At 36.2% G+C, this 15,572-nt stretch carries 18 protein-coding genes; 10 read left to right on the top strand and 8 right to left on the bottom strand.

The window, feature by feature from the left end; all coding sequences use genetic code 11:
- Nucleotides 1–26: 26 nt before the first annotated feature.
- The 4 genes from I5818_RS25655 to I5818_RS25670 form a co-directional block, all read right to left on the bottom strand.
- Nucleotides 27–863, bottom strand: coding sequence for a hypothetical protein (locus I5818_RS25655; RefSeq protein WP_071976285.1), 837 nt, complete (start codon nt 861–863; stop codon nt 27–29).
- Nucleotides 864–1,082: 219 nt separating this feature from the next.
- Complete coding sequence (locus I5818_RS25660) at nt 1,083–1,739, bottom strand: GAP family protein (protein ID WP_078110730.1); 657 nt, start codon at nt 1,737–1,739, stop codon at nt 1,083–1,085.
- A complete protein-coding gene (locus I5818_RS25665; RefSeq protein ID WP_078110731.1) occupies nt 1,736–2,509 on the bottom strand; it encodes a MerR family transcriptional regulator in 774 nt (257 codons plus the stop codon). Before I5818_RS25665 ends, I5818_RS25660 begins: the two co-directional genes overlap by 4 nt.
- A gap of 29 nt (nt 2,510–2,538) precedes the next feature.
- On the bottom strand, nt 2,539–2,688 hold the full coding sequence (locus I5818_RS25670; protein ID WP_169846934.1) for a hypothetical protein: 150 nt from the start codon (nt 2,686–2,688) through the stop codon (nt 2,539–2,541).
- A 140-nt stretch (nt 2,689–2,828) separates the two neighbouring features.
- Between I5818_RS25670 and I5818_RS25675 the strand changes: the two genes are divergently transcribed.
- From I5818_RS25675 to I5818_RS25690, 4 genes are all read left to right on the top strand, one after another.
- The gene (locus I5818_RS25675) at nt 2,829–3,488 is read left to right on the top strand and encodes a DUF4097 family beta strand repeat-containing protein (RefSeq protein ID WP_078110732.1); all 660 of its coding nucleotides are present in this window, start codon (nt 2,829–2,831) and stop codon (nt 3,486–3,488) included.
- Nucleotides 3,489–3,996: 508 nt separating this feature from the next.
- Nucleotides 3,997–5,481 (top strand): spore germination protein, encoded by a 1,485-nt coding sequence (locus I5818_RS25680; RefSeq protein WP_235849720.1) that lies wholly within the window; start codon nt 3,997–3,999, stop codon nt 5,479–5,481.
- Nucleotides 5,482–5,489: 8 nt separating this feature from the next.
- Nucleotides 5,490–6,575, top strand: a complete 1,086-nt coding sequence (locus I5818_RS25685; protein ID WP_078110734.1) for a GerAB/ArcD/ProY family transporter — start codon at nt 5,490–5,492, stop codon at nt 6,573–6,575.
- A 13-nt stretch (nt 6,576–6,588) separates the two neighbouring features.
- Entirely contained in the window at nt 6,589–7,719 is a 1,131-nt protein-coding gene (locus I5818_RS25690; RefSeq protein WP_209391836.1) for a Ger(x)C family spore germination protein, read from the top strand.
- A gap of 327 nt (nt 7,720–8,046) precedes the next feature.
- Here the strand turns inward: I5818_RS25690 and I5818_RS25695 are convergent, their stop codons facing one another.
- Nucleotides 8,047–8,955 carry an AraC family transcriptional regulator gene (locus I5818_RS25695; protein ID WP_078110208.1) on the bottom strand — a complete coding sequence of 303 codons (909 nt, stop codon included), beginning with the start codon at nt 8,953–8,955 and terminating at the stop codon, nt 8,047–8,049.
- A 182-nt stretch (nt 8,956–9,137) separates the two neighbouring features.
- On the opposite strand from I5818_RS25695, the gene I5818_RS25700 reads away from it, so the two are divergent.
- The 6 genes from I5818_RS25700 to I5818_RS25725 all read left to right on the top strand — a co-directional run bounded on the left by I5818_RS25700 (nt 9,138) and on the right by I5818_RS25725 (nt 13,179).
- Nucleotides 9,138–9,395, top strand: coding sequence for an Atu4866 domain-containing protein (locus I5818_RS25700; protein ID WP_062234395.1), 258 nt, complete (start codon nt 9,138–9,140; stop codon nt 9,393–9,395).
- A gap of 23 nt (nt 9,396–9,418) precedes the next feature.
- Entirely contained in the window at nt 9,419–10,609 is a 1,191-nt protein-coding gene (locus tag I5818_RS25705) for an MFS transporter (RefSeq protein WP_062234393.1), read from the top strand.
- Between the two features lie 145 nt (nt 10,610–10,754).
- Nucleotides 10,755–11,489, top strand: coding sequence for an SDR family oxidoreductase (locus I5818_RS25710; RefSeq protein ID WP_071976281.1), 735 nt, complete (start codon nt 10,755–10,757; stop codon nt 11,487–11,489).
- 425 nt (nt 11,490–11,914) lie between these two features.
- On the top strand, nt 11,915–12,334 hold the full coding sequence (locus tag I5818_RS25715; protein WP_071976280.1) for a MarR family winged helix-turn-helix transcriptional regulator: 420 nt from the start codon (nt 11,915–11,917) through the stop codon (nt 12,332–12,334).
- 20 nt (nt 12,335–12,354) lie between these two features.
- Nucleotides 12,355–12,747, top strand: a complete 393-nt coding sequence (locus I5818_RS25720; RefSeq protein WP_071976279.1) for a rhodanese-like domain-containing protein — start codon at nt 12,355–12,357, stop codon at nt 12,745–12,747.
- Nucleotides 12,748–12,879: 132 nt separating this feature from the next.
- On the top strand, nt 12,880–13,179 hold the full coding sequence (locus I5818_RS25725; protein ID WP_235849649.1) for an EVE domain-containing protein: 300 nt from the start codon (nt 12,880–12,882) through the stop codon (nt 13,177–13,179).
- 82 nt (nt 13,180–13,261) lie between these two features.
- Here the strand turns inward: I5818_RS25725 and rlmH are convergent, their stop codons facing one another.
- The 3 genes from rlmH to I5818_RS25740 form a co-directional block, all read right to left on the bottom strand.
- Nucleotides 13,262–13,741: a 23S rRNA (pseudouridine(1915)-N(3))-methyltransferase RlmH gene (gene rlmH, locus I5818_RS25730; protein ID WP_071976278.1), complete on the bottom strand. Its 480-nt coding sequence runs from the start codon at nt 13,739–13,741 to the stop codon at nt 13,262–13,264.
- A gap of 83 nt (nt 13,742–13,824) precedes the next feature.
- Nucleotides 13,825–13,983 (bottom strand): CxxH/CxxC protein, encoded by a 159-nt coding sequence (locus I5818_RS25735; RefSeq protein WP_071976277.1) that lies wholly within the window; start codon nt 13,981–13,983, stop codon nt 13,825–13,827.
- A 229-nt stretch (nt 13,984–14,212) separates the two neighbouring features.
- The gene (locus I5818_RS25740; protein WP_071976276.1) at nt 14,213–15,445 is read right to left on the bottom strand and encodes a S1C family serine protease; all 1,233 of its coding nucleotides are present in this window, start codon (nt 15,443–15,445) and stop codon (nt 14,213–14,215) included.
- Between the last annotated feature and the right edge of the window lie 127 nt (nt 15,446–15,572).

Raw genomic sequence — 15,572 nt, forward strand, 5'->3', positions numbered from 1 at the left:
TTAATAACAATTATTTTACTAGAGCTTTAATCGTCTATATTTTTCAATCTACCTACTTCATCATTTAAACCTAATTTAATCATTTCATTAATGACCAATTCTTTTAACTCTATTTCATCTGAAATCAAGTTAGTAAATTGGGCATCACGGATGAAAGCTAGTTTACTTTCTGTTGAAGCAGTATTAAAAAAATTTTTCACTTCATTTAGATTAATATTCATATCCTCTTCAAGTTTGTAGATACTATGGCTTCTAAAAACATTTTCCATAGCAACTACCCCTAAACCGTCAAGAGTGGGTAAAATTGTTTGTTGCTTTCTTTCTGTCCTTATCATTCTTTCCACATATTGATAGACATCATCAATGATTTCACATCTAATAGTAGATATTATCTTTTCTACTACATAGTTAGCTCTTTCTACAAATTCCTTATTTTCAGGTTCTTCTTTTTTGATTTGTTTAAGCAAGTTTAAATACTCTTCCTCTTCTTTCATATGATTAAAGTTAGAAATAGCCCCTGTATCTTTCATTGTACAAATTAAACTAACGAACTCCCTTATATTCCTAGCAACAATCTTGATATGTGAACCAAAATCCATTGGACTAATACATACAACAAAAGCATTCTCTAAATCGGAAACGGTTCCAAAGTCGGTTAACAAACCAAAATGTATTCCATCACAACCAATACTCGCAAATGTAATTACATCATAGGGAGTAACACTATAAGAATAGTAGTCGGACTGTAAAATAAGGCCCAAATCTTCATCTAAAGAATATCCTTCTTTTTCAAGAACCACCTCTAATTTTTTTAACTTTTCAAATGTTAGTGGCATTTGCTCATACTTTCCTAAATGGCTCATATTGTTCTCCTTAGTTAACCTATGTGTTATATTCCATTAAATTTTAACATGTTTTTTAATAATTTTTTACATTTTTTCAAATACTTATTAAATTCAGTGTATAAACTAAAAAGCACTCACCCATACAGTAATTGCAAGAAGATAAGAAAAACCTCATTTACTTTTGATACGGTTCACCGAAAGAACTCGATTTGAGATAAAAAGCTACTATAGAACTCTCTACAGATAGTCCAAACTATTAAAAATCAAAATCAATCCCACAATACACATAATCCAAGAAATAGCCGCTCCTGAATGCTTCGAAAGCTTGATTCGAAGCATTTCGAGCGGTTTTTGCATCACTCGTCCTAATAATAAATATAACGTAAACACGATCAATGGTGGCAGCACCATAATGAAATTATAACCTGCCAAAATCGGGAGCCACTGAAATGCAGCTAAATTTGATGTAGTCATAAGACCAATCGCAGCAAAATAAGGAAATGCTGTACCTACTTCGATCAATGATGTCGTGAACCCGAGTGCAACCATGGCTGCATTACTGTTGGACTTTGGTCTTGGCAAATCTGTTTTTTTACTCTTAGGATAGTAAAAGCTGGCTATAAACAGAATCCCACCAATAATCAACATTACCCAACTTACGATCCGATTTTGAAAGATGGAGGAGAAAGCAGTCATTACAACATCCAGACCTAACATAAGAAAAACGCCTACTAAAAAATAAAATCCTGCAACTGTAAATAAATAGATCATTAAGCGTGAACTTAATCGCTCTTTTTCATTTAACAGTAAATATACCGTTACCCCTAAAGCAGCAGGGCTCATCATATCTAATAGAGCTAATCCTCCTACCATAAAAAGCAATTCAATGCTCATGATTCTCCTCCTTGAAGGGCGGAAGAGTCTTGTACGGAAGAAATATAAATTTCATATGCCCGTTCCAGGAAATCAAGAACTTCTTTTTCGATCGGATAAAGTCCAAGCTCTTCGGATTGCACTGAGGACTTTCTTATATCCCATAATTTATTGATAAACTCCTCATCGTCATTGAAATCTTCCAATTGTTTTTCTTGCATTCGTCTTATTATGCTTTGCACTTTAGGTGTTGCAGGGTTATCATTCACATGCCGTTTTATCTGACCAATCAGAGCAATCCATTCTAATGAATCAGGATCTTCTCCACTCATTTTGGGAAGCCTTGTCCAGAGTTCAATTTCTTTATCGCTAAACATGCTGTCTCTAAAGGTCTTCAATCTTGATTTATGATTAAGTGATAATCGAATGAGTTTCTGTATCGCAAGATGATCATCTCCGCCTTCTACTGCAATACTATTGATCAATTCCCGTAGAGACGACTCGATACTTTTTAATCTCGCCTGCTCTTCAATGATATAAACCAGTTGATTTTTCAAGCTATTGCTCCAATTCCATTTAGGGTCAGATAGCATATCATTAATATCTTGCAAGCTGTAACCCATTCCTTTTAAAAATTGAATTTGTTGGAGCTTCTTCAAATCCTCTTCTGTATATAGTCGATGCCCCCCTTCGGTTTTAGAGGAGACGGTTAATAATCCAATCTGATCATAATACCGAAGTGTTCTAACCGTAATCTTAGTCTGTTTGGCAACTTCGTTTATATGAATCAAGCACAGACACCTCCAGTGTAAAATGAAGACTAATCTTCTTTATCCTTAGTTAGACCAATTTTAATTAAATATCCCAATCCTAGACCTACTAGTACGCCAGGAAATGCTTGATCAAGCATAAGACCAATTCCTGCTCCTACGATGACACACGCATATATAATGATATCTCCTTGTTTCATATCTATCATCCCCTTCGTTTTTTCATTGGTTCCATTATACAAAATGACGTAACGTCACTTTCAAGTGTTAAAAAAAATATCTTGATAATGACGTTACGTAATCTTTTATAATCAGTTTTACAAAATGAAGAGGTGATTCAATGAATAAATACTATATTTGTCTGCTAATGGTAGGTATTCTTTTTCTAAGTGCTTGTAGTTCTAATGAACAAGAAGATTTGCAAACTGTGGCAATTAAGGGAATAGAAAACCTCAACATTGATCATGGGAGCACAACATTAGTAGTAGAATCAGCGGATATAGAGTCATTTCAAGCTTCCTGGCTCAATAGTGATGGACCTGGAATTGTTATTCATGAGGAGAAAGGAGCAATCAATATTCGGTTAAAGAGTGACTTTAAAGAAATAGTAAATATCGGAAAAATGCCTCAGCTATCCGTTCGCATTCCAATTGATTATGAGGGAAAAGTATCGATTAACGGTTCTTCAGGCAATGCAAACATAAAAAATCTGTATACAAAAAAACTTAATATTAAAGGAAAAAGTGGTAATGTATCGCTAGACTATTTAGAAATAAATAATGACATTGATGTTTCTGTCAAAAGTGGCAACATTCTTTTAAATCTTGATAACAAAGACTCCAATATACATTGGCTTTTGCAATCTGGTAGTGGAAGACGATCTGTTGCTATTCCTATGGAAAATCGTCAACAAAGTAACAGAAAGACACAGGGACAAACGGGGGATGGTTCATTTAATGTGCAACTCCAAACCACTTCTGGAAATATAACAATTAAATAAAACATCTTGAATGGATCTAATCGCAAAGAAAGACCCTGTTATGTAGACAACGAAAAATAATATATGCTAAGCGGTGATCGCTTCTCGGTATTCAATGGGAAAGCGGTCACCGCTTCTTTTCTGAAAAAGACCCTTCGTAATAATAAGTCATGGATTCTGCAAGTTTTGTACAACTTTTGATAGTTCAACAAGCCATTTCATTTCATAAAGCTCAATAGCACCAGCATTTATATGCAGATTAGCATTTCTGTTTCCACTCTTAACTCAATTTTCTGCTTTACCACTATTTGTGGTACGGTTCTCCGTGTTGTATCTAAATGAGGATTTATCACCCTCTTTGATTACGCAGCAACTTATCCTGTTTCCACACAGTTTATTACATCTTTTATCTTTTACAATTCAATTCAAAAAAAGTCCATAAACTACTTTGTGGACTTTTTTTTATAAAGCTATGGATAAAATGGTTTTCTTTTCAAATAATAAGAAAAAATTATTAAGGATTTTTCAAATGGCAAACACACCAAATATCAATAACTGCCCAAATTATAAAAAAATTAAATATATCCTCAACCAATCACCAGATTTACTTTGCAGGACAATTGAGGTCGCTGGAGATTGTCTGGAAATTGTCTTTATGAAAAATTTAATTAAGGCTGAAACAGTTAATGAATATGTTATTAAATTCATTCAACAGCTGCCCAAAAAAGATATAACCTATTCTTATTTAATGAAGAATATCCCTATTGACGAGGTAAAGATTGACTTTAAGGAACAAGAAATTATTTCTTCACTTTTAAATGGATTTGTTTATATTTACTTATTAAAAGAAAATAAAGCCCTTTTAGTAAATTGTGCTAATCCAATTGAAAGATCCATCGAGAAAGCAGAAACTGAATCTTTGGTATACGGCCCTAAAATTTCGTTTACAGAATCATTGTCTTCTAATATAAAAATTATCAGACAAAATCTAAATAATTCTAATTTGTGTACGGATGAATTAGAAATAGGAGAACATGTTAAGAAGAAATTAAGAATTATTTACATTAAAGATTTAACGGATGAAGACATACTAAAAACACTTAAGCAGAAGCTTGAAAATATTACAATTGATGATATAAGTGACAGTTCAGTTTTGGCACAGTGTCTTGAAGATAATCATTATTCTTTTTTTCCTCAGTTTATCATGACAGAGCTGCCCGATCGATTTCTCTATTCTATTTTAAATGGACGGGTTGGTATCCTATTAGATCGAAGCCCAGTGTCTATTATTGGGCCTGCTAATTTTTTTTCGTTTTTTGAATCAACAGAAGATATTTATTTACGCTGGTCTTTGAGTACTTTCATAAGATTTATACGGTTCTTGGCTATGGCTGGATCACTGTTCTTTACAGCATTCTATGTTGCAATCCTTACCTATCACTTTGAACTTATACCATCTAAATTGTTAATTGTCATTGGGCAATCACGTTCACAAGTTCCATTTCCCCCTTTACTAGAAGCAATATTAATGGAATTATTAATTGAATTACTTAGAGAGGCAGGGGCACGTCTTCCATCAAAAGTAGGTCAAACAATGGGGATTGTTGGAGGGATTGTTATTGGTCAAGCAACTGTTGAGGCTGGCTTAACTAGCAATATTTTAATTATTATCGTGGCATTTAGTGCATTAGGGGCCTTTTTAGCTCCAATTTATGAGATGGGGACTGCTATAAGAATTGCCAGATTTCCTTTCATTATTCTAGCAGGTGTTTGGGGTTTGAATGGGATTATGATTGGTGTCTGTGTACTGGTTGTCCACTTGTTAAAGTTGACATCCTTAAATAGACCTTATCTTGCACCTCTATACCCGTTTAGGATAAAGGATTTAAAATACTTTCTCATACGGCTTCCACATCATTTTTATAGGAAACGTCCTGTTGTCAATCGTCCATTAAACGTATTCCGGATAGGATGGAAATTTAAAAAAACAGAAAACGATTTAGATGAATTTTGAGGTGGATAATGAAATCAAATATTAGTTTTGTAAACGCCTATATTGCTTACTTTATCATTCACACTTCACAAATCGGAATGGGCATACTTGGCGTCCCTAGAATTGTTTTTCTTGAAGCTAAGCAAGATGCCTGGATCAGTGTTCTACTATCTGGACTATTCATTAGTGTTATCATTTGGATGATAATTAACATCCTTGGTAAATATGAAAACTATAATCTTTATGAAATACACGAGAATTTATTTGGCCGCTTTATAGGCAGTATCATCAATACCTTTATGGTTATTTACTTTATTGCAGCACATTACTCTATCATCATCGCTTATGTTGAATTGTCCCTGACATGGGGATATGAAGGAGTTGATGAATGGGTAGGTGTTTTAGTGCTATTATTAGTAACCATTTATGCCGTATCTGGCGGATTCAGAGTAATTGCAGGGATATGTTTCATATCCTTCTTAATGACTATATGGCTGTTATTTGTTTTTTATCAACCACTTGAATCGATAAACTTCACTAGAATTTTGCCCGTCATGTCTGCAACCCCAGCACAAATAATGAAAGGAGTATTTAAAACCAGTATTACAATGTTAGGTTTTGAAACTTTATTTTTTATTTTTCCATTTATAAAGGAGAAAAAAAAGCTGCTTTTTTTCAGTCAATTAGCAATCTGGTTTACTACACTTATTGTATTTATAACAACTGTTATTTCGATATTATTTTTTAGTCCAAAGGAATTAGAAATACATATTTGGCCTGTGGTCAGTATGATAAGCGCGGTCCATTTTCCATTTCTTGAGCGGTTTGAATTTATTGCCGTTCCATTATGGATATTGGTTATTTTTCCAAATTTATGTTTATACCTGTTCATTTCTTCAAAAGGAGTAAAACAAATATTTCATTTAAAACAAAAACATGGTATATGGCTAATCTCAATAATCATTTTTATCACGAGTTTTTTTGTCACCAAAAGAGTCGACAATAACCTTTTGTTTGATCAAGTTGGTCATGTCGGCTTTTACCTATGGTTTATCTATCCAATCTTGTTATATTTCATTTCAATCATTAAATCTAAAATTTTTTCACATTCTTAACGGAGTTGAAAAGATGAAAAAATGGCTTATTCTATTTTGTTGTCTTCTCTGTACTGCATGCTCGCCCCCTGGAAAAATATTAGAAAGGCAAGGGATTTCAACTATTATTGGTTATGATTTACTTGATAAAGATACATATAAAGGCTCTATTAGCTTGTTGCAATTTGACCGTAAAGAAGAAAAAACAAGTGAAACCATTTCTGCCATCGGTAGTACAAGCAAACAAATAAGACAAAGGTTAGAACAACAAACAAGCCACGACATTACATCTGGACAATTGAGGACAATACTATTTGATAAAGATATAAGTGAAAAGATAGGAATTTCATCTTTTTTAGATACAATGCAACGAGACAGCAGCATTGGATCATTAATATTTTTGGCTATTACAAACAATACTGAAGAAGTCATTAAAAATAATCACTATGAAGAATACCCTGAGATGGGGTCATATATTTATCAACTATTGGAAAAGCAAGAAAGGAATGAAATGTTAATAAACTCCAACCTGCGTGATTTTTTCTCCACTCTATATGAAATTGGCATCGATCCTACCTTGCCTATTATATCGAATAAGAATGGTGCAGCACCCTATATTGAAAAGGTGGCATTATTAAAGGATGATAAAATGGTCGGTTCTATTTCTTTGACAAAAACCTTTTTCATAAAATTATTCACCAATCGCAGGGCTTCTTTGGGAGATATAACATTAAACATTCCTATAGAGGTTTTAGAAAAAAAGGGAATACCACTAGTCGAAAAGCCAAAAGGAGATAAATTTAACATTACAATTCGCCCAATAAAGCACCGAGGAAAAGTTAAACTATCTAACGAAGATGACTTTTACCTAAACGCAACTATTAAGGTTTCAACTATAGAAGTACAGCCTGTAATTACTCTTAACAATAAGAAATCTATAAAAAAACTGGAGCAACTGCTTGGGGAAGAACTAAGCAAAGAATTGGGGGATTTTCTTGAGGAGTTAAGAAAATTAAATACTGATCCAATTGGCATTGGAAGAAAAATAAAAAGCATCAGAAAATATTCCAATTTAAGTGATAAAGATTTGCGGGAAAAGTATTCAAGTTTAAAGTTAAAATCAACTATTAAGGTTGAAATAAAACGAACAGGTGCTGTTGATTAGTAAAGATAGTAGAGAAAAAAACTCTACTATCTTATTCTTTCAAGTATATTACGTTCAAGAATATTAACGAAGAAGAACCTCATTTACTTATGATACGGTTCACCGTAACGCTTTAAAGGTAGCAAAAAGTTAAGAATAATAAAGATTACGTATAAAAATTTCATGGCGACCAATGTTAGAACCCATGTAGGTTAAATCCACATGTCTGGAATGCTATCTGTAGATACTTAAAAAAATTAGATGTAGCAGTAGTTCACCCCCTGTTATTTTTTAATTTACTTTGAATTTTAAAGACCGGGTTGTGTCCCTTTTCCGGACTCGGCTATCCTACTCAGCTAAAGACTCACGAAGTTGCTTGATATCGCTTAATGGAGGCAGGCCAAACATTCGAGCGTATTCACGGCTGAACTGAGAAGGACTTTCATAACCCACTTGGAATCCGGCATTCGCCGCTTCAGGTATATCTAAAAGCAATAGGCGGCGAGCTTCCTGCAATCTTAATTGCTTTTGATATTGCAAGGGGCTCATTGCGGTAACCTCTTTGAAATGAAAGTGTAATGAAGATGGGCTCATGCTTGCGACTTTTGCCAACTCATCCATACGTAAAGGCTTAGCGAAATTACGGTTTATGAAACTAATCACTTTTGCAATCCTCTCAGCATGGCTGCCGGCCACGGCGAACTGCCGGATCGAAGCCCCTCCCTGTTCATCCTGCAAAATCCAGTACAGAATTTCACGAATGACCAAAGGAGCAAGAGCAGGAATATGTCGATCCGAATCTAGAAGCCGAACTAATCTCAATACAGCGTCAAGAAGAGACTGGCTCGTTTGGCTCACCAACAGGCCTCGCCCCAAGTCTTCCTTATCACCCCATTCCGAATGAGACGCTTTGATAATATCTACGATCTGATCCGTACTAAAATTCAGTTGAAGGCTTAAGTAAGGATGCTGGTGAGAAGCTTGAATGATTTGTCCGGTAATCGGCAAATTTACGGAGGCAACCAAATAGGACGCTGGATTATAGTCATAGCATTCTTGTCCTAACATCACCATTTTTGCTCCTTGTGCGACAATGCACAACGCAGGATCATAGACCGAATAGATCGGTTGCTTCTCTCCTTGATAGCGAAATAATTTTAAAGAAGAAATAGCTGTATCATGTTTTCCAGAGTTAGGTGTATGGCGATCGATAAGACTTGCCAATTCCTGCTGTTGTCTCGTGATTTCCTCATTCATTGTCATGTAATTATCATACACTCCCTTTCTTTCGCTCCGATAGCTCTTACATATATTTTTATACATTTTGGACGATTGTGCAATAATTCTCTCCGAATCGACTACCGTATCTACCCCAATATCCTCCATACTGTTGTTTGAGAAGTAACCTTCACAAACCACAGTAAAAGGAGAAATCACAAATGGAAAAAAGAAACAATGAAGAACAAACATCTTATGTAGGCATGTGGGTTACCCGTGACGGATATATCCGACATGAGCTTCTGCCTAACGGACGTTACGACGAGGCGCGTGGCAATCGGAAAAGCGCCTATCAAGGCCGCTATATTATTAATGGGGATCATATCGATTATGTAGACGATACCGGTTTCACAGCTGACGGGGATTTTCGTAACGGCGTTCTCTACCACGCAGGGATGATTTTATATCGAGAAAAATAAGTAAACAAGGGGAAATGAACAACATGTCCAGTACCTTAAAGATCTACACATTAGCGGTTCTTAGTTTTTTAGTTGGAACGTCGGAGTATATCATCGCCGGCATTCTAGATAAGATTGCGGAATCAACGGGAGTCACATTGGTAACAGCCGGCCAGTTAATTACTATTTTTTCACTCTCTTACGCTTTTGGCACTCCAATTGTTATGGCTTTAACAGCACGTATGGAACGACGGAAACTGTTACTTTATGCTCTAACCTTATTTGTCATCAGCAATGTACTCGCCTATATGTTAACGGGATATGAACTTCTTATCGCTTCCCGGATCCTCATGGGTATAAGCGCAGGGGTCACGGTTGTTGCCTCCCTTACGATAGCGACCAAGGTCGCGCTGCCAGGCAAGGAAGGAAGTGCGATTGCGGCCGTCCTTATGGGCTTCACGGCTTCCTTGATTCTTGGTGTCCCTATTGGGAGAGTGATTTCCTCGGCTTACGAATGGAAGGCAATTTTCGGGGGAATTGGTTTAGTCGGACTATTAGCGCTATTCATTATTGCAATAACAATTCCGCGAATGGCTGCAGAAGCTCCTGTACCCTTGCGGAGTCAGCTCGCATTACTGAAGCAACCAAAAATGTTGATTGGATTATCTGTATCTTTCTTTTGGATTGTCGGATACTCCATTTTTTACTCCTACATTTCACCGTTCCTTCTGACAGTAACCGGAATGAGTGATAAAACTTTGAGCATCACTTTATTTGCGGTTGGTATCGCAAGCTTGATCGGGTCTAAGTTTGGAGGTTTCGGCACGGACAAATGGGGCATTCATCGTACCCTAATCGGAGGATTATCACTTAATGTCGCAGCATTACTTCTAATCATGCTTTTTGCCCAATCACCGGTGATTTTGATCTCGGTGTTAGTCATATGGTCATGCTCAACATGGTCTCCGGGTCCTCCGCAGCAATTACACTTAATCAGGCTAGCACCTGAATCTTCAGGCATAATGCTTAGCTTGAATAATTCAACCATTCAGCTTGCCATGGCAGCTGGAGCTGGAATCGGTGGTGCTGCCGTAGAGCAAATATCACTCTCTTCTGTTACCTGGGTCGCGGCGGTGGGTACCGCTTTTGCGGTGGGAGCAGTGTTCTTATCACGTAGATATGACAGATCTACTTCCAGCCAAGCGCTAGGTGGACAATCCATTATCAACTCATAGGGTCGTAAATTGAAATTTCGTTGAGCCAAGCAACCAAAACCGGTAACAACCCCTTTCGGCCAACTGAACGGGACGGGTTTCTTAATGGTTGTTAAAGTATGTAAAGAAATCGAGAAAAAGTGAGAAAATCTAAGGGGGAAAAAACATGTCTAACATTGCAGGGAAAGTTGTAGTAATTACGGGGGCAAGCAGCGGTATCGGTAAAGCTACTGCACGTCTTCTTGCTCAAAACGGTGCACATGTTGTATTAGGAGCAAGACGCACGGAAAAACTAGAGGCTATTACATCCGCAATTCGTTCAGAAGGTGGCTTAGCGGATTATAGCTTACTGGATGTCACCAAAAGGGATCAAATGGAAGAACTCATCAACTATGTGAAAAACAGATTTGGAAAAGTTGATGTGATCGTGAATAACGCAGGAGTGATGCCCCTCTCAAAACTTGAAGCTCTGAAGGTTGACGAATGGGATCGTATGATCGACGTTAATGTTCGCGGCGTACTTCATGGCATTGCAGCAGGGCTTCCAATTATGAAGGAACAAGGTTTTGGTCAATTCATTAATATCTCTTCAATTGGGGGACACACCGTTTCACCGACTGCTGCTGTGTATTGTGCAACTAAATTTGCAGTCCGGGCTATATCTGAAGGGCTTCGTATGGAGGTTTGCGATGATATCCGCGTAACCATCGTTTCACCGGGGGTAACCGAATCTGAACTGGCTGATAGTATTACGGATGACGAAGCAAGCCAGGTGATGAAAGAGTATCGGAAGATTGCTATTTCACCAGATGCTATTGCTCGCACAATCTTATTTGCGATTGAGCAACCTGCAGACGTTGATGTAAACGAGATAATTGTAAGACCAACTGCAGCTAATTAAAACTTAAATATACGGTATAAAGATTATCAATCTTAATTGAAGTCATTTCTATTAATTAATGTGATTAAGAGCCTGTTTTTTTCAATCTTTTTCGAAAAACAGGCTCTTTCTATTTGTTTTTTATCAAGGTCTATACTCAAAATGTCCACTATTCAGGTTATGGAAAAATAAATGAAGTTTTTGTCTTTATGAAAAAGTAAGTCACTCCAAAATTGAACACTAATAATATTAAAGCCTATGCAAGGTGAATTACCTTTTGCATAGGCTCTATTCTCATTTTATCAGATAAACTCATTTACTTCTGATACGGTTCTCCGTTGTATTTATGGTAAAACGCTATAAATATTATAACACTTGCTATTCAAAAATTAATCAGTTATACTGATTATATAATTAACTGATTATCATAGGAGGTGGATATTTAGTTGCATAAATGGAATCAATCATATGGTTTTTTGCTCGGAAAAATTCTCCAACAAATGGAAAATAAGTTTGCTGAAGGACTTATCCCCTTTAATATTAATGCAAGGCAATATGGAGTACTTTTATTTATTCAGGAAAACCCTTATTCATCACAAAAAGATATCTCAGATAACCTACAAATTGATCGGACAACTATGGTCAGTCACATTGATCATTTGGAAACTTTGGGATTTGTTGAAAGGGCAAAAAATCCTAATGATAGAAGATCCTACAGTCTAATGATTACTGAAAAAGGCAATGATGTATTGGATTCGCGTTGGGAATTTTTAAACAATATAGAATTAGGAGTTTTAGCCCCTTTAAATCATAATGAAAAGCAATTACTTAAAGATTTACTTGTTAAGGTTTGGAAATCACTATAAAGAACAGGAGATTCTAGAATATGAATGCACTTGATTATTTTAATGCACGTCTTGAAGCAACAATAAGCCCTATGGATTTTATGAGATCTAAGCAAATGGATCCTGAGAAATACTTCTTAATCGATGTTAGAAACGGTCCAATTCATGTAAGAAGTGTAACAATTAAGGATGCTAATGTTATACATGAACAAGAATTACCAAACCGATTAAATGAAATACCAAAGGATAAGGAAATTATCGTTTATTGCTGGGATGTCTGGTGCAATACTGCTGCCAAAGTAGCAAAGTCTTTATTGGAACAAGATTATAAAGTTAAAGAGTTGACCGGAGGAATCGCGGCATGGCAAGAAATGAACTTTCCTGTCTCAGATACAACAAAGGTTGATAATATTTCTGATAATTGTGGATGCTGATTCAATGCACACTAGTATAAGATATTGGATTGGAGTTGCGTCTCGGGAGCATGTAATGAAGGGAATATGTGATGGTTTTGCTCAACTTTGTCATGGAAAAGAGGATCCCTTAAAAAAGATGAACACTGGTGATTGGATAATAATTACTCTTCAAAGGAAAGTATGCAAGAAACTACTCCTTATCAAAAGTTCACTGCAATAGGCAAAGTTATCGATGATGATGTTTTTCAATTTGATATGGGGAATGATTTCATACCTTTCCGAAGAAATATAGATTTTATTAGTTGTACAGAAACATCTATTGATCCATTAATCCTACACCTCACTTTCATTAAGAATAAGAAGCGTTGGGGATATCCTTTTCGATTTGGTCATTTAGAGATAAGTGAAAAAGATTTTAAACTAATTTCGGAAAAGATGATTGAAGTTTAAAGGGAGACTAGAGTGTTCTAATCTCCCTTTAACTTATTAAGAAATTCTCTGTCCACGACCAATTCATTTTTCTGCTTTACCATCATTTGTGATACGGTTCCCCCCGATTAATCCGAAACGCTCGATACACCTGCTCGACTAATACCAATCTCATCAGCTGATGCGGGAAAGTCATCTTGGAAAATGATAGACTTTCATTTGAACGGTCCATGACGGCTTTACTTAATCCTAATGATCCACCAATCACAAAGGCAATTTTACTTTTTCCGTATGTACCTAGCTTATCGATTGTATCAGCTAGTTCCTCTGAGGTTTTCATTTTCCCTTGAATAGCTAGCGCAATGGCATGGGTATCGGGGTGAATTTTTGCGAGGATTCGTTCGCCTTCTTTATCTTTGACTTGTTCCATTTCTGTTTCACTTAAAATTTCTGGTGCTTTTTCATCGGGGACTTCAATGATTTCGACCTTCGCATAGGCGGTGAGGCGTTTTAAGTATTCATCGATTCCTTGTTTTAAATATTTTTCTTTTAGTTTTCCTACTGTAATTATTGAGATATTCACAGATTACCCCCACTTTGCAAACATTATATCCACAGCACTTATCCACATATCCACAAAAACTATCCACATTTTGTAGGGGAATATTAGTTCCCCACAAGATATATTGCTGGGTTTTTGCAGTATTCACAACTTGTGGATAAGTTGTTTTTCTCATCAATTTTTTCAAAATTTGGTGCTTCCATCCTCTGTTCTGTAGCGATTTCCAGCGCATATTCAACATGTTCCGCACATGCGTAAACCATCGATTTCACCCCTTTATTTTAAAAGTACTCTTTCCATTTAGTCTTCTCAATCATCCACCAGATATTTTACATGATTTATCCACATGGGGAAAGCCTAGCCTCAAGATTCTACTATTTAAATCGTGCAAGCTCACTTATCCACATACTAATATAAACAAAGGATGTTTGAGATAAGAACCAAACAAAAAAAGAAGGCACTAGGCCTTCCTTTAAATTATTCACATGTGAATTATAGGTTGGATTCATTCGATAATGTTAATGTTGCTTCTTTTGATTTTCCTTGGCGATAAAATTTCACCTTCATAGTATCGCCAGGTTTTTTATTATTATATAAGTACTTTCTTAACTCAAGAATGTTATTTACCTTCTGGCCATCCAATTCATAAATAACATCCATTTCTTGCATTCCTGCTTTGCCAGCTGGAGATCCCGGTGATACACTTTCAACCATCACACCTTGATTCATATCCTTTGGTAATCGTAATGTCTCTTGTTGATGATAGGCTGGAATATCACTTACATTTTGTAAAGTCACACCCATAGCTGGTCTTCTAATTTTTCCGTATTTCTCTAAATCATTAATAACTGGCTCAGCATAATTAATTGGAATCGAGAAGCCGATCCCTTCTACTGCTTCTTGTGCAATTTTCATTGAATTAATACCAACAACTTGACCAGATACGTTTACTAGCGCACCACCACTGTTACCAGGATTGATTGCTGCATCTGTTTGTAATACTTCTGCTTCCCAATCCTCTAATCCATCATTATTTAAATCCATTGGTACTGTACGATTTACACCCGATACAATTCCTTGTGTGACAGAACCTGAAAATTGCTGTCCAAGTGGATTCCCAATGGCGATGACAGGTTCACCAAGCTTTAATTTATCTGAGTCGCCAAACTCTGCAACTGTGCTCACTTCTTTACCGTCAACCTCAACAACAGCAAGGTCAGTCCATACATCACTGCCTAATAATTTTGCAGGTAATTTCTTACCATCGGATAGAGTTACCTCTAATTGATCTGCCCCTTCAACCACGTGATTGTTCGTCACAATAAAGGCTTTCCCATTTTCTTTTTTATAAATGACACCTGAGCCAGAGCCTGTTTCCTGGGATTGATCTCCTTGCCCCTGCTGAGTCCAGAAGCTTTGAGATTGAATATTAGCAATCCCAACTACTGCTTTTTCGGCTTTTGCCACTGCTTTGGTAATATCGGTAGTCACATCAAGTGAGACTGTTTTTCCTGTTACATTATTGTGGCTGTTTTGGTTATTTTCTACTGTAGATGTTGTTTCGTTATCTGAGGTATTATTTGTCACACCATTGATAACAGGAAATGCTAGTACGACAATAAGTGCTCCAATAATTGCTCCAATTAATCCAGATAAAAAAGAACCGCCTTTTTTTCTATTTGGTTGTTTATAGCGATTCTCTTCATGATCATCATAATAACCCACGCTACACCAGTCCTTTCGATATCTATATCCTATAGTTTACCTTGTGTATATCCTTATTATAATCAGCAATTATTAAAATATCATTAAACCGCATTAAGAATTCATATGAATGTAAATTAAATTGGGA

This window comes from Heyndrickxia oleronia, assembly GCF_017809215.1.
In the GTDB taxonomy this organism is placed as follows: Bacteria; Bacillota; Bacilli; order Bacillales; family Bacillaceae_C; genus Heyndrickxia; species Heyndrickxia oleronia.

Bases quoted from the DNA above. Each gene is read 5' to 3' on its own strand.
- I5818_RS25655 (WP_071976285.1), bottom strand. From the start codon at position 863: ATGAGCCATTTAGGAAAGTATGAGCAAATGCCACTAACATTTGAAAAG.
- I5818_RS25660 (WP_078110730.1), bottom strand. From the start codon at position 1,739: ATGAGCATTGAATTGCTTTTTATGGTAGGAGGATTAGCTCTATTAGAT.
- I5818_RS25670 (WP_169846934.1), bottom strand. From the start codon at position 2,688: ATGAAACAAGGAGATATCATTATATATGCGTGTGTCATCGTAGGAGCA.
- I5818_RS25675 (WP_078110732.1), top strand. From the start codon at position 2,829: ATGAATAAATACTATATTTGTCTGCTAATGGTAGGTATTCTTTTTCTA.
- I5818_RS25680 (WP_235849720.1), top strand. From the start codon at position 3,997: ATGGCAAACACACCAAATATCAATAACTGCCCAAATTATAAAAAAATT.
- I5818_RS25685 (WP_078110734.1), top strand. From the start codon at position 5,490: ATGAAATCAAATATTAGTTTTGTAAACGCCTATATTGCTTACTTTATC.
- I5818_RS25690 (WP_209391836.1), top strand. From the start codon at position 6,589: ATGAAAAAATGGCTTATTCTATTTTGTTGTCTTCTCTGTACTGCATGC.
- I5818_RS25695 (WP_078110208.1), bottom strand. From the start codon at position 8,955: ATGAATGAGGAAATCACGAGACAACAGCAGGAATTGGCAAGTCTTATC.
- I5818_RS25700 (WP_062234395.1), top strand. From the start codon at position 9,138: ATGGAAAAAAGAAACAATGAAGAACAAACATCTTATGTAGGCATGTGG.
- I5818_RS25705 (WP_062234393.1), top strand. From the start codon at position 9,419: ATGTCCAGTACCTTAAAGATCTACACATTAGCGGTTCTTAGTTTTTTA.
- I5818_RS25710 (WP_071976281.1), top strand. From the start codon at position 10,755: ATGTCTAACATTGCAGGGAAAGTTGTAGTAATTACGGGGGCAAGCAGC.
- I5818_RS25720 (WP_071976279.1), top strand. From the start codon at position 12,355: ATGAATGCACTTGATTATTTTAATGCACGTCTTGAAGCAACAATAAGC.
- I5818_RS25735 (WP_071976277.1), bottom strand. From the start codon at position 13,983: ATGGTTTACGCATGTGCGGAACATGTTGAATATGCGCTGGAAATCGCT.